Source organism: Serratia sp. FGI94 (genome assembly GCF_000330865.1).
Classification (GTDB): Bacteria; Pseudomonadota; Gammaproteobacteria; order Enterobacterales; family Enterobacteriaceae; genus Serratia_B; species Serratia_B rubidaea.
The window spans coordinates 565,155-579,162 of the sequence record NC_020064.1; the positions used below are offsets into that span (position 1 = coordinate 565,155).

Sequence of the window (14,008 nt, forward strand, 5' to 3'; positions counted from 1 at the left end):
TGAAATTTTAACTGGGATTATTCTTTTGTTTTTTCTTGTTTTATCTTTTTTTTAGCGCATTTCAGAGACATTGGAAATGCATTTGCTGTCGGTTATTTCTTATGCAAACAATCAGAACGCCTAACCAATATTTCCATCTGCGGCGGCTTATGTCATCCTTGGCGCCCTGTTAAGTAAAAGGACCTTGCGTAATGCCTGATTTCTCCCGTTGCGCCTTTACCGAAGGCAGCGTCAAGCTGCCTGACGGTTACCGCGATCGCAGCGTTAACGTGCTGCTGGCCGGGGATGATATTTCCCCCTCTCTGAATATTTCCCGTGATGCCCTGCTGGCGGAAGAAACGCTGGCGGACTATGTAACGCGTCAGCTGGCGACGCTGGCCGACGGCCTGAAGGGCTGGGTGCAAAAAAGCCGTGAGCCGGCGACGCTGGGCAATGGCATGCTGAGTGGTGAATGCGTGCACGCCAGCTATATGCGCGACGGCAAACGCATCTGGCAGCGTCAGGCGGTGTTTGCCCTGCCGCAGGGACAGGTTTTGGTCTTTACGCTGGCGCAGCCGCGCAAGCTGACGGCGCAGGATGAAGCGCTGTTGCAACAGGTATTAGCCAGCTATCAGCCGGCGGCGGACGCCGCCTCACAGGCGTAATAAAGGAGCAGGAACATGGGTGAAGCAGCGCGCGTCGGGGACAGCATCGGCCATTCCCATGCGCTGGCAGGGATGATTGGCGGCACGTTTATCGGCGGCCTGATTGCCGCCGCCGGTGCGGTGGCGGCGGGCGCCCTGTTTGTCGCCGGGCTGGCGGCCTCCTGCGTGGGCGTCGGCGTGCTGCTGATTGGCGCCAGCCTGGCGGTGGGCTACCTCTCCGGCGAGCTGGCCACCCAGGCGCGCGACGGCATTGCCGCCGCCGGCGCCGGCAGTCTGTCGCCCAAGGGCACGATACTGACCGGCTCCGGCAACGTGTTTATCAACGGCAAACCGGCGGCCATCGCCACCGTCAGCCGCGTGGTCTGCGAGGATGACGGCCCGAGCATGCAGATGGCGCAGGGCTCGGACAAGGTGTTTATCAACGGTTACCCGGCGGTGCGCAGCGGCGACAAGACCAACTGCGACGCGCAGGTGATGGCCGGCTCGCCCGATGTGCGCATCGGCGGCGGCACCGTCACCACGCTGCCCATCAAACCGGAAGTGCCCGACTGGCTGTATAAAATCTCTGACCTGACGCTGCTGTTCGCCGGCCTGATAGGCGGCGTCGGCGGCGCGGCCAGCAAGCTGGGGGCGCTCGGGCGCATGCTCAGCAAGGCGCCGGGCATCAACAAGCTTGGCCGCGTGGCCTGCCGCGCCGGTGCATTGATGACCGCCACCGCGGCGACGGGCATTATCGCCCGTCCGCTGGACGTGGTCAGCGGCCAGAAGTTTCTCGACGGCGATGACGAGCTGGACTTTGTGCTGCCGTCGCGCCTGCCGGTGGCGTGGCAGCGCTACTGGCGCAGCGGCAACCCGGCGGAGGGCGTGCTGGGGCGTGGCTGGAGCCTGTTCTGGGAGAGCAGCCTGCAAATCTGGCAGGAGGGGCTGGTGTGGCGCGCGCCGTCCGGCGATTATGTCTCCTTCCCGATGGTGCCGCGCGGCCACAAGACCTACTGCGAAGCGGAAAAATGCTGGCTGATGCACAACGCCGACGGCAGCTGGCAGGTGTTCGACGTCAGCGAACAGGCGTGGCACTATCCGCGGCTGGAGGCGCAGCAGCCGAGCCGGCTGAGTATGATGACCGACGCCGTCGGCAACGCCACCTCGCTGTTCTATAACGATGCGGGGCAACTGAGTGAGCTGGTGGACAGCGCCGGGCAGCGTCTGGTCTGCCGCTACCTGACGACGGCCAACGGTGCGTTGCGGCTGGCGGCGGTAGCGTGGCAAAACGGCCAGGATGAGCAGGTGCTGGCGAGCTACGGCTACGACGACGCGGGGCAACTGGTCACCGTCCGCAACCGCGCCGGCGAGGTGACGCGGCGTTTTGGCTGGCAGGACGGGCTGATGGTTAGCCATCAGGACCAGAACGGCCTGCTGAACGAATACCGCTGGCAGGAGATTGACGGCCTGCCGCGGGTGGTGGCCTACCGCAACAGCGCCGGCGAGCAGCTGTCCGTCTATTATGATTTCGCCAACGGGACGCGCCGGGCGGTGCGTGACGACGGCAAACAGGCGCTGTGGCAGCTGGACGATGACGACAACGTCGCGCAGTTCACCGACTATGACAGCCGTCGCTACGGCCTTATCTACGCGCGCGGCGAACTGTGCAGCGTGGTGCTGCCGGGCGGTGCGCAGCGACAGAGCGAGTGGGACCCGTACGGCCGCATGCTGAGCGAGACCGACCCGCTGGGCCGCACCACCACCTACCAATATTCCCGCAACAGCGGCCGCCTGTTCTCGGTCACCGGGCCTGACGGCAGCCAGGCGTTCCAGCACTGGGACGAGCAGGGGCGTCTGGTCAGACAGACGGACGCGCAGGGGCAGAGCACGCATTACCACTACCCGGACCCGGAAGAGAGCCTGCCGGAGCGCATCACCGACGCGCTGGGCGGTGAAGTGCAGATGGTCTGGAACGCACAGGGGCAGCTGACGCGCCATACCGACTGTTCCGGCAGCGTCACCGCCTACACCTATGACGCGCTGGGACAGCTGACGCACCGCACCGATGCGGAAGGCCACCTGACCCGTTACCGCTGGGACGCCGCCGGCCGGCTGCAGCAGCTGCGCCATCCGGACGGCAGCGACGAGCAGTTTGACTGGAACGCGCAGGGCCAGCTGGCCGCGCACCGGGACCCGCTCGGCAGCGAGACGCGCTGGCAGTACACCCCGCTGGGCCTGCCGGACAGCATCACCGACCGCATCAACCGCACGCGTCGTTATCACTACGGCCCGCGCGGCTGGCTGATGCGGCTGGAGAACGGCAACGGCGCCGACTACCAGTTCAGCTACGACGCGGCAGGCCGCCTGCAGGTGGAACAGCGGCCGGACGGGCAGCGCCGTTACTACCATTACGGCGCCGACGGGCTGCCGACGACGCTGCTGGAAACCGGCGCACCGGCCGCTGATGGCACCATGGCAGAGCGGCGGCAGCACTTCCGCTTTGATGAGGCGGGTCAGCTGACGGCGCGCACCACCGACAGCGCCGAATGGCGCTACGACTATGACGCCGACGGGCGGCTGACGACGCTGACGCGCACGCCGACCGCCGCCGGTGCGGCGCTGGGCATCGAGCCGGACAGCATCCGGCTGCGCTACGACCGCGCCGGTAACCTGCTGAGCGAGCAAGGCGTCAACGGCGAGCTGCAGTATCAGTGGGATGCGCTGGGCAACCTGCAGGCGCTGACGCTGCCGCAGGGCGACCGGCTGCAGTGGCTCTATTACGGCTCCGGCCACGCCAGCGCCATCAGGTTCAATCAGCAGCTGGTGAGCGAGTTCAGCCGCGACCGGCTGCACCGGGAGACCGGACGTACGCAGGGGGCGCTGCACCAGCGGCGGCAGTACGATGCGCTGGGCCGCCGCAGCTGGCAGAGCAGCGGCTTCAGCCACGGGCAACTGACGAAGCCGGAAGACGGCGTGCTGTGTCGGGTGTACCACTACAGCGGCCGCGGCGAGATAGCCGGCGTCGACGACGCGCTGCGCGGAGAAGTCCGCTACGGCTACGATGCGGAAGGACGCCTGCTGCAGCACCGCGAGGCGCAGCAGGGCAAGCCGGGCCACCGCCTGCAGTACGACATGGCGGACAACCTGCTGGGCGCGCAGAGCGCCAGCCGCGCGCTGGAGGAGCAGCTGCCGCCGGCGCCGCTGGGGGATAACCGGCTGACGCACTGGCAGCAGCTGTTCTACCGTTACGACGGCTGGGGCAACCTGATAAGCCGGCGCAACGGGCTGTACGAGCAGCACTATGTCTACGATGCGGACAACCGGCTGACGGCAGCGCACGGTCGCGGCCCGCAGGGCGAGTTCCGGGCGCAGTATCACTACGATGCGCTGGGCAGGCGCACGCGCAAGCAGGTGGACTACAAGGGCAAGGCGGCGCAGAGCGCGCGTTTCCTGTGGCAGGGCTACCGGCTGTTGCAGGAGCAGCGGGACGATGGCACGCGCCGCAGCTGGAGCTATGAGCCGGACAGCCCGTGGACGCCGCTGGCGGCCATTGAGCAGGCGGGGGAGAGCCGGCAGGCGGATATCTTCTGGCTGCACAGCGAGCAGAACGGCGCGCCGCTGGAGGTGACGGACGGTGAAGGCGGGCTGCGCTGGTCGGGGGATTACGACACCTTCGGCAGGCTGAAGGGGCAGACGGCGGCGGGCATCCTGCAGCGCCGGGGCGCGGCCTATGAGCAGCCGCTGCGCTACGCCGGACAGTACCAGGATAGCGAGAGCGGACTACACTATAATCTGTTCCGCTACTACGAGCCGGAGGTAGGTCGCTTTACTACCCAGGATCCGATAGGGCTGCAGGGCGGACTGAACCTGTATCAGTATGCGCCGAACCCGTATGGGTGGGTGGATCCGTTGGGGTTGACTGCTTGTTCGTCAGGTTCTTCTTTAACCGTAAATAAACCTAAAATTTTGAGTAGCTCGAATTTAACTAATGCGGAAAGAAGCTATCTGGAAAGACAGTTTACAAAAAAACAAAATGCACTTAATCGGGCGGCACAGCGTGGTGAGTTGGTTTGGTCTCCTGGGACTCATGATGTTAGAATTTCCTCAGTACAAAGTTCATATCGGCAGGCAGTAGCGGCTCGTTATGAGAGAATGTTTGGTCAAGCGCCAGATTTAACAAAGCTGAACGCAGATCATCCAGTTGACTTGATTGTTGGTGGTTCCCCAACGCAGAGATTACAAATGCTCAATGAATCAATAAACAAAAGCGTTGGTAGTTCCTTAAAAAATGCAGGTAGAAAAGCCGGTCTTCAACCAGGAGACCGAATTAGTGAAATAATATTTCAATAAGGAGGGAGGATGGATAAGAGTTTCACTTTTACAACAGGTACGGCGACTTTGTCAATTTTTGACTTGGTTTCTTTAAAACATAGGGTTAATGACGATGCTGATTGGTGGAGCGTTCCAGAAGATGAACTGGATGAGATAAATAAAGGTAATGTGTTATTTTTGAACCTTGGGGAAGATGGTCAGTATACGGTCAGGGTCGTTGATAATATAAGAGAAAGCTATGCGTCGTTATTTTTAAATGTACCATCAGGAAAGGTTTTTATTGGTTCAGGGGAAGATACCAGTGGTGGGGACCTTGAGCCTGATGGTTCTGACTATATGTCAGGGATGTTTTTTATGTTAGATATAGGCAGTTATGAAGTGAAGTTTAAAAGAGAATCTTCCGATATAGTAATTTCATTTATAAAAAGTAGTAAAAATAAAAACGAAAAGAATGAATTAATTAGGATATGATTTTTGTTGAAAATTTTCAACATGTCAGCAATGTTACTCTCGTATTTTTAAGAGGGTAGTATGATACCTTTGCCAAACTGTAGAGTCAGGTGTTGGCCAGCGCAGCGGAGTGGCAGAGCACACGATATCTGCAGCCGCTGCGCTACGCCGGACAGTACCAGGATAGCGAGAGCGGACTACACTATAATCTGTTCCGCTACTATGAGCCGGAAGTAGGTCGCTTTACTACCTAGGATCCGATAGGGCTGCGCGGCGGGCTGAACCTGTACCAGTATGCGCCGAACCCGTATGGGTGGGTGGACCCGTTGGGGCTGGCTAGTTGTTCTTCAGTAAAAGGAAATCCTAATGATGATGGTTATAAGTTCTCTTTTGGCTCACTTCGCCATATCTTGAGAAGGCACTCGCCTCATGTCGGTCCGCCAAAGCAAGAACCGTATGCATCAATGAAGCCTAGAAGTCAAAAAGGTTCTTTATTTTCATCAGAGTGGAGTAATCGAGATATAGCTAATGCTACTGTAGAAGTTGCGAATAATCCTTCAAACCAAGTTATTTCTAATAGAGAAGGCTTTTTTGGTAAGGTATTTGAAGGTACATCGACCCAAAATGGGGTGACACAGAAAATACGGGTCATTACAGACCATACAGATCCGCATATTGGTGGCACTGGTCCAGGTATTATTACATCTAGTATTCCAATAAAATAAGGGGTGATTAATGAAATATATTACATGTCAAAATTGTTACTCTAACTATGAATCAGAACTAGAGAGATGTCCTGACTGTAAGGCATCTCAAGGTGAAATAGATGATGGGGTGATTACTTTTACAGAAGAAGCTCGTTCTGAAATATCACGACTTGGCGGTATTGTATATGATGTTATTCATCTTCCTGATGAACGCTATTTAATTCCTTGTGAGTGGGGTGTAATTCATTACGATAATGTCAAGAAAACTTTTTGGTACTATCTTTGCGGGATTATTGATTTAGTTGAGGTTAATGAATATGTGGAAATTACACATGGGGATAAGAAAGACTATTTGACACTTGATGATGGAAGATTAGTTAAAAGAGAGAGTATTGGTTAACTCTCTTTTAAAATGAAATGATTGGTGACCAGCTAATTTATTCTTTTATTGGTTATGATTACTTCTAGCAGGGCGATCGTTTAGTCGAAGAAATCCCTGTCTATGCCGATGGTACGCCTGCGTTTAATGAGTCGGTGCAATGGCTATATAAAAATGATGAACTACAACCCTTTGCTCGTTATGAACGGGGCACTCTCCATTATGTTGTCACTGATCAGATAGGCACGCCAAGAGAGATATTTGATGAAAAAGGTAATCTGAAATGGGCAGCACAAACTGACGTTTAGGGTAATATGTCATTCTTCCCACACCATATTGCCAATGATGATGTAATACCGGATTGCTCAATACGGTTTTTAGGGCAGTATGAAACCGTAGATCATTCAGGCCGTGTAAGAAGCGTTGCACCAAAGCCTGTAATGTATGAAAAGAATCACCACATATTTTATTCGAATGGTGAATATATGGGGCGAAGGTAAATATGAGAGAAATCCCAAGAAAAAGTGACTTAATCAAAAAGATACAAAATTTACTATCAGGACTTGAAGAGAGGAAGGCTGTATCTGAGTGGGCGTTTGATATTTATAATGATGATTCTTTAAGAATATATGATCCAGTGATCTCTAACTACTTGGAGATATTAGGCGCGGTAGATTTACCATCCTCAGATAGAAATTATTTATATACTGAGGAGGATTTTAAAGAATGGATAATTGAATTAAACCGCTCCTGATCGCATTAAGCCGGAGAGATTCTCCGATCTTTCCGGCTTTTTTTTAGCCGTCCGTTGCCTGCTCCGTCGTCAGGATCAGGCAGCCCACTTAGGTCTTTACCGTCACCGGACATCCGGTCTACGGGCTGTACGAGCAGCACTATGTCTACGATGCGGACAACCGGTTGACGGCGGCGCACGGCCGCGGCCCGCAGGGCGAGTTCCGGGCGCAGTATCACTACGATGCGCTGGGCAGGCGCACGCGCAAGCAGGTAAGCTACAAGGACAAGGCGGCGCAGAGCACGCGTTTCCTGTGGCAGGGCTACCGGCTGCTGCGTGGCATCCGGACGATTAAACAAACCGTGCCGTTATCACCGGTCAAAACCGCCCTCAATGAAGGCGGTGTGTAAGCCGGTATAGCGCTCAGACGCATGTTGTTATCGACGCTGGCCGGCGTCCTGGTAGCTCAGGTAACTGCGCTGCGTAGCGATATGATCGGCAATATATTTTGCATCGTGCCAGACGCCCCAGATAAAGGTGGAGCCGCGGCGCGACAGCCAGGGCAGGCCGAGGAAATAGACGCCGGACTCGCGTGACACACCGCGCTGGTGCTGCGGTTTACCGGCGCTGTCGAAGGCGCCCACCTCCAGCCAGCCGTAGTCGGCGCTATAGCCGGTGGCCCAGATGATGGTGGTGATGCCGGCCTCGGCCAGGTCAAGCGTCAGTATAGGGTTCACCATGCATTCCGGATCGGGAAGAATATGGCGCGCGGCCGGCTCTTCCGGCAGATCCAGGCCGTTGCGGGCGATATAGGCGTCCGCCGCGTCCAGCAGCTCCAGATAATTTTCATCGCCGCGGGCGATATTCTCTTTCAGGTTATTGGCGAACGTGACGCCGCCGTTCTGGAAGGAGTGCGTCAGGCCCACCAACTGCACGCCCTCGTAAGCCAGTTTGCGAAAATCGACCGTATGCCCCCCGTGCGCCCCGCTGACGGCAATCGTCACGTGCTCTTTCCCCGGCTGCGTCGCCGCCGCGTCCCATAAGCCCAACACCCCCAGCCACCAGCAAAAATCCCGGTTCCGGTAAGCGCGGGGCGGGCGATCGTGCGCTCCCACGGAGAGGTACACCTGTTTTCCCGCCCGGCGCAGCTCATCGGCGATCTGTACTCCGGAGGAGCCGGCCCCGACCACCAGCACCGCGCCGGCGGGCAGCTGTTGCGGGTTGCGGTATTGCGCCGAGTGAAGCTGGGTCAGTCCGCTATCCTGCGGGGCGATCGCCGGGATTACCGGCCGCTGAAATGGCCCGGTGGCGGCGACAATACGCTGGGCCTCAATGCGCCCTGCCGACGTCTCCACGCTGAAACCGGGGCGGCCAAGGTTGCGCTGCACGCGTTTGACTTCGACGCCGGTGTGAATCGGCGCGTTGAATTTATCCGCGTAGGCGGCAAAGTAATCGGCGATCCGTTCTTTGGCGACAAAACCGTCGGGATTGATATCGTCAAACTCCATGCCGGGGAAGCGGTCATGCCAGGCCGGGCCGTTAGCCACCAGCGAATCCCAACGGCCGGTGCGCCAGGCTTCGGCGATGCGGCTCTTCTCCAGCACCATATGCGGCACGCCGAGCCTGGTCAGGTGTTCGCTCATTGCCACGCCCGCCTGACCGGCCCCCACCACTAACGTATCAGTCTCGCTGTTATTTAACGTCATGTTTGCATCCTTAGAACGGTTATCGGTGTTGAGCCGGCTAAGCCGCCGTCCACCGCGATGAATTTCGCAGACTAGGGAATGCCGCTGAATGGGTAAAATATTATTAACCTAATGACTGACGATAAATTAATGATGCAGGACGCCGTCTTTATTTCGGCAAGGGGGTAGCCATGCTGTCGACGGCTCAGGGCCGGCGGACCCATCGGGGCGGAGCGGCACCGCTGCGCGCCGGCGCGGCCATCCGGCGATTGGCGGGGAACATTGAGATAGTTTTTTTATTCTTTGGGGGAATGATTTTAATATTTTATCTCTCCCTCTGACGGTGCGCATTATCAGGCAAATAATAAAATTCCGCAGCTTTCGGCGGTTAATTAAAAAACACCCACACAACGTCTATGCAACCGGGAGTTCACCATGCCTGCGACTGAATCATCGCCACCGCTTATCGAGAAGCACACCATTGGCTACATCCCGCCGCAAGAGCGCCATGGGAAGGTCAGAGATCTGTTTACGCTCTGGTTCGGCGGCAATATCGCGCCGTTACCGATCGTTACCGGCGCGCTCGGTGTCCAGCTGTTTCATCTCAATCTGCTTTGGGGCGTGGTCGCCATTCTGGTCGGCCAGCTGATCGGCGGAGTGCTGATGGCGCTGCACTCGGCCCAGGGCCCGCAGATGGGCATTCCGCAGATGATCCAGAGCCGCGCGCAGTTCGGCTCCTGGGGCTCGCTGTTGGTGGTGGTGATCGCCGGAGTGATGTATCTCGGTTTTTTCACCTCCAACATTGTGCTGGCGGGCAAATCGCTGCATGGCGTCACGGACAGCGTCTCGGTGCCGATGGGCATTGTCATCGGCGCGGTGGGATCCTGTGCGATCGGCATTATCGGCTACCGTTTTATTCATCTGTTAAACCGGATCGGCACCTGGGTGCTGGGGATCGGTATCCTGTTGGGCTTTGGCTATATCTTCAGTCATATACACAGCGCAGATTTTTTCACCCGCGGCGGTTTCAATCTTTACGGCTGGCTGGCGACGGTGTCGTTGGGGGCGCTGTGGCAAATCGCCTTTGCTCCCTACGTGTCTGACTACTCGCGCTACCTGCCGGCGGACGTATCGGTGGCGGCCACGTTCTGGACCACCTATCTCGGCTCGGCGCTCGGCTCCAGCCTCTCCTTTATCTTTGGCGCGGTGGCGGTGCTGGCGACGCCGGCAGGGATGGAAACCATGGACGCCGTCAAGCTGGCCACCGGCTCTATCGGCCCGCTGATGCTGGTGCTGTTTCTGCTGAGCGTGATCAGCCATAACGCGCTGAACCTGTACGGGGCGGTAATTTCGATGATTACGCTGGTGCAGACCTTCTCCTGGCGCTGGATCCCTACCGGCAGAAGCCGGGCGGTGTTGTCAGTGCTGGTGCTGCTGGCCTGTTGCATTGCCGCTGTTTACAGCTCGGCGGACTTTATTGGCCACTTTGTGGATCTGGTGTTGGCGCTGTTGGTGGTGCTGGTGCCCTGGACGGCGATCAATCTGATCGACTTTTACGCCATTCATAAAGGGCAGTACGACATTGATTCGATTTTTCGCGCGGATGGCGGCATCTACGGTTATTACAACCCGCAGGCGCTGCTGGCCTACGCCATCGGCATCGTGGTGCAAATTCCGTTTATGAACACCCCGTTATACGTCGGGCCGATCTCGGCGCATATTCACGGTGCCGATCTCTCCTGGCTGGTGGGGCTGCTGGTCACCTCGCCGCTCTATTACTGGCTGGCAACCCGCACCGGCCGCCGGAGCCAGAACGTCCATGCGGGGCGTGCGGGGGAGGCGTAAGCCGCCCGCCGGCGTTTTGCTTACTTTGACGCTATCGTTAAACAGGAAAATCATATGAGTAACGTCACCCATACCCGAATCCGTATGTTCAACACCAAAGTTACCTATCCCAATCAATCGCTGGATAACGATCTGTGCCAGGCGGTGCGCGCGGGCAATACCGTGTATCTGCGCGGCCAGGTCGGCACCGATTTTGACGGCAACCTGGTCGGCCTGGGCGACCCGGCGGCGCAGGCGCAGCAGGCGATGAAAAACGTCAAGCAGCTGCTGGAGGAAGCGGGCAGCGACCTCTCGCATATCGTGAAAACCACCACCTATATTATCGACCCAAGATACCGTGAGCCGGTGTACCGTGAAGTGGGGAAATGGCTGAAAGGAGTGTTCCCGATTTCAACTGGAATCGTGGTCTCGGCGCTGGCGCAGCCGCAGTGGCTGATGGAGATCGACATCATCGCCGTGATCCCGGAAGGGTGGCATAAGGAGGGGCCGGTATGACGTTTTCAATCGCCGCGCGCTGCGACAAAACCGGTCAGTTGGGCATTGCCATCAGCTCTTCCAGCATTGCGGTCGGTGCCCGCTGCCCCTGGCTGCAGGCCGGCGTAGGCGCAGTATCCAGCCAGAATATCACGCTGCCGCGGCTGGGCAGCCAGACGCTGCAGCGGCTTGAACAAGGAATGTCGCCGCAGGGCGCGTTAGACCGTGCGCTGAGCGAGGATGCGTTCAGCGACTACCGTCAGTTGATCGCCATCGACCATCAGGGAAACAGCGCGCTGTTCAGCGGCGAAAAATCGTTAGGGGTTTACCACGGCGTGCAGGGGAAAGCGTGCGTTGCGGCAGGCAATATGCTGGCGGATAAAGCGGTAGTTGAGGCGATGACGACGACGTTTGAAAACGCCGCCGGTCAGCTGGCGGATCGCCTGATGGCGGCGCTGCTGGCGGGGCTTGAGCGCGGCGGCGAGGCCGGCGCGGTGCACTCCGCGGCGCTGAAGGTGGTGGGTGAACATAGCTGGCCGCTGGTCGATCTGCGGGTGGACTGGGCGCAGCAGGATCCCATCGGCGAGCTGGCGGCGCTGTGGCGGTCCTATCAGCCCCAGATGCAGGACTATATTACGCGGGCGATCGACCCCCGGGAGGCGCCAAGCTACGGCGTACCGGGTGATGAGTGAGCGGGTGCGCGATCTTTTGGCGCGGCTACTGGCGTTTGATACCACCAGCCGGGAGTCCAATCTGGCGCTGATCGATTTTATTCAGCACTATCTGGCCGATTGCGGCATCGAGAGCCGGCGTTTTCCGGACGACAGCGGCCGCAAGGCCAATCTGTACGCCCGCCTCGGCCCGGCGGGAGGCGGTGGTGTGATGCTGTCCGGCCATACCGACGTGGTGCCGGTTGACGGGCAGCCGTGGACGGTGCCGCCGTTTGCGCTGACGCAGCGTGACGGGCGTTACTATGGCCGCGGTAGCGCGGATATGAAGGGCTTTCTGGCGTGCGTGCTGGCCGCATTGCCGGACTTTGTGGCGCAGCCGCTACGCATGCCGCTGCATCTGGCGTTTTCCTATGATGAAGAGGTCGGCTGTCTGGGCGTGCGCAGCCTGGTGGCGCATTTACAGCAGGCGGCGGATAAGCCGGCGCTGTGCATCATCGGCGAGCCGACGGAGATGAAGCCGGTATACGGCCATAAAGGCAAGCTGGCGATGCGCTGCAGCGTGCGCGGGCACGCCTGCCATTCCGCCTATACGCCGCAGGGGGTGAACGCCATCGAGTATGCGGCCAAATTGATCGCCAGGTTAACCGAGCTTGGCGGCCAGCTGGCCGCGACGCAGAACCCGTGCTTTGATCCGCCCTACAGCACGCTGCAGGTCGGTACCATTCAGGGCGGAGCGGCGCTGAATATTGTGCCGCAGGATTGCCGGTTCGATTTCGAAATCCGCCATCTGCCGGAAGTGTCGGTCGCCAGCGTGATTGATGAACTGCGGCGCTACGCCGATGAGCTGCTGCCGGCCATGCGCCAGGTGGCGGCAGGCTGCGGCATCACCTTGCAGACGCTCAGCCAGTATCCGGGTTTGCTGACCGATCCGCAGTGCGACTTTGTCCGCTGGCTGGCGCTGTGGAGCAGCAGTGAGACGTTGTCGACGGTGGCCTTTGGGACGGAGGGCGGTCTGTTTGCCGAAGCCGACGTGGCGACGCTGATTTGCGGCCCTGGCAGTATGGAACAGGGCCACAAACCCGATGAATATGTCAGCGTGGAGCAGCTGGAGCGCTGTATGCAGATGCTGGCTAACTTACGCTGCTGGATGCAGCACTGAGCCGCGCCGGCGTCAGTGGCACGCCGCCGGCGCGGCTCAGCGTCGCCAGTTCGTTTTTGCAAAATTCGACGAACAGCTGCGCCGGTTTGGTCAGCGGGTTGCGGCTCAGCCAGGCCGCCACCAGTGCGGAGCCTTCCACCTCGTCCTGCAGTTCGACCGTCACCAGCGGCTGGCCGTCATAGCTGTGCCGGCCGTGCGGCCGAGTGACCAGAATGGCGAAGCCTAATCCCTGGCCGACCATGCCGCGCACCATCTCAATGGAGGGTGAGCTAAACACGATATTGGGCGTAATACCCACCCGGGTGAACAGGTTGAGGAAATAGTTGCGGCTGGGCAGCACGTCCAGCAGCACCATCGGCTCCGCCGCCAGATCCCGCAGGGTAATCCGCTCGCGCTGGGCCAGCGGATGGCCGGCGGCGAGCAGTACATAAGGTTTTTGCGGCTCCGCCAGCGCCTCGGTGACGATGTTGGGGTTCAGCTCGTGATGATAGAGCAGGGCGACATCCAGATTGCCGGCGGTCAGCTTTTGCACCAGCTCATGCTGCTCGCCGTCGCGGATAATGGTTTCTATCCCCGGATACAGCGTTTTAAAGCCCCGGATCAGCTTGGGTAAAATAAGCGGCGCGACCGTTTCAAAACAGCCGATATTGATTTTCCCCGCCACCAGATCGTTATCCGCCAGCGCATCCTGTTCAAAAATATGCGCCATCCTCAATAATTTTTGCGCCTTGCGATAAAAGCGCGCGCCGGAAGGGGTCAGTGATACGCCCTGCGCATGGTGGCGTATCAACAGCTGCATGCCAAAACTGTCTTCCAGACTTTTGATGGCGGTCGAGATAGAGGGTTGTGCAATGTACAGTTTACGTGAAGCCTCAGCGACGCTGCGGCATTTGGCGGTGGTGACAAAATATTTAAGCTGACGCAGGGTGTAATTAGCCATCGTTAATTCC

Annotated in this window: 14 protein-coding genes; 12 read left to right on the forward strand and 2 right to left on the reverse strand. The window is 58.6% G+C overall.

The annotated features are described in order from the left end of the window. Positions 1–191: 191 nt before the first annotated feature. The 8 genes from D781_RS02505 (at position 192) to D781_RS02520 (ending at position 7,634) form a co-directional block, all read left to right on the forward strand. Positions 192–644 (forward strand): DUF1795 domain-containing protein, encoded by a 453-nt coding sequence (locus D781_RS02505; protein WP_015670736.1) that lies wholly within the window; start codon positions 192–194, stop codon positions 642–644. A 15-nt stretch (positions 645–659) separates the two neighbouring features. Then, positions 660–4,973, forward strand: coding sequence for an RHS repeat-associated core domain-containing protein (locus D781_RS02510; RefSeq protein WP_015670737.1), 4,314 nt, complete (start codon positions 660–662; stop codon positions 4,971–4,973). A gap of 9 nt (positions 4,974–4,982) precedes the next feature. After that, complete coding sequence (locus tag D781_RS02515) at positions 4,983–5,426, forward strand: DUF6386 family protein (RefSeq protein ID WP_015670738.1); 444 nt, start codon at positions 4,983–4,985, stop codon at positions 5,424–5,426. Positions 5,427–5,515: 89 nt separating this feature from the next. Further along, positions 5,516–5,659 (forward strand): RHS repeat-associated core domain-containing protein, encoded by a 144-nt coding sequence (locus tag D781_RS24070; protein ID WP_233494111.1) that lies wholly within the window; start codon positions 5,516–5,518, stop codon positions 5,657–5,659. Between the two features lie 72 nt (positions 5,660–5,731). Then, the gene (locus D781_RS23335) at positions 5,732–6,130 is read left to right on the forward strand and encodes a hypothetical protein (RefSeq protein ID WP_233494112.1); all 399 of its coding nucleotides are present in this window, start codon (positions 5,732–5,734) and stop codon (positions 6,128–6,130) included. A 10-nt stretch (positions 6,131–6,140) separates the two neighbouring features. Beyond that, positions 6,141–6,512 (forward strand): hypothetical protein, encoded by a 372-nt coding sequence (locus tag D781_RS22430; RefSeq protein ID WP_071823811.1) that lies wholly within the window; start codon positions 6,141–6,143, stop codon positions 6,510–6,512. A gap of 481 nt (positions 6,513–6,993) precedes the next feature. Beyond that, entirely contained in the window at positions 6,994–7,245 is a 252-nt protein-coding gene (locus D781_RS23530; RefSeq protein WP_071823812.1) for a hypothetical protein, read from the forward strand. Between the two features lie 125 nt (positions 7,246–7,370). Beyond that, positions 7,371–7,634, forward strand: coding sequence for a hypothetical protein (locus tag D781_RS02520; protein WP_124014425.1), 264 nt, complete (start codon positions 7,371–7,373; stop codon positions 7,632–7,634). Between the two features lie 27 nt (positions 7,635–7,661). On the opposite strand, the gene D781_RS02525 is transcribed toward D781_RS02520, so the two are convergent. Continuing rightward, positions 7,662–8,930, reverse strand: coding sequence for an NAD(P)/FAD-dependent oxidoreductase (locus D781_RS02525; RefSeq protein ID WP_015670739.1), 1,269 nt, complete (start codon positions 8,928–8,930; stop codon positions 7,662–7,664). A 414-nt stretch (positions 8,931–9,344) separates the two neighbouring features. Here D781_RS02525 and D781_RS02530 point away from each other — a divergent pair, with 414 nt between their 5' ends. The 4 genes from D781_RS02530 to argE are packed head-to-tail and all read left to right on the forward strand — an operon-like array spanning position 9,345 to position 13,058. Then, positions 9,345–10,754 (forward strand): cytosine permease, encoded by a 1,410-nt coding sequence (locus D781_RS02530; protein ID WP_015670740.1) that lies wholly within the window; start codon positions 9,345–9,347, stop codon positions 10,752–10,754. Between the two features lie 54 nt (positions 10,755–10,808). Next, positions 10,809–11,249, forward strand: a complete 441-nt coding sequence (locus D781_RS02535) for a RidA family protein (RefSeq protein WP_015670741.1) — start codon at positions 10,809–10,811, stop codon at positions 11,247–11,249. Further along, positions 11,246–11,920, forward strand: coding sequence for a DUF1028 domain-containing protein (locus D781_RS02540; protein WP_015670742.1), 675 nt, complete (start codon positions 11,246–11,248; stop codon positions 11,918–11,920). The genes D781_RS02535 and D781_RS02540 overlap by 4 nt, the downstream gene beginning before the upstream one ends. Continuing rightward, positions 11,913–13,058, forward strand: coding sequence for an acetylornithine deacetylase (gene argE / locus D781_RS02545; protein ID WP_015670743.1), 1,146 nt, complete (start codon positions 11,913–11,915; stop codon positions 13,056–13,058). Before D781_RS02540 ends, argE begins: the two co-directional genes overlap by 8 nt. On the opposite strand, the gene D781_RS02550 is transcribed toward argE, so the two are convergent. After that, positions 13,030–13,998 carry a LysR family transcriptional regulator gene (locus D781_RS02550; RefSeq protein WP_015670744.1) on the reverse strand — a complete coding sequence of 323 codons (969 nt, stop codon included), beginning with the start codon at positions 13,996–13,998 and terminating at the stop codon, positions 13,030–13,032. The genes argE and D781_RS02550 overlap by 29 nt on opposite strands. Between the last annotated feature and the right edge of the window lie 10 nt (positions 13,999–14,008).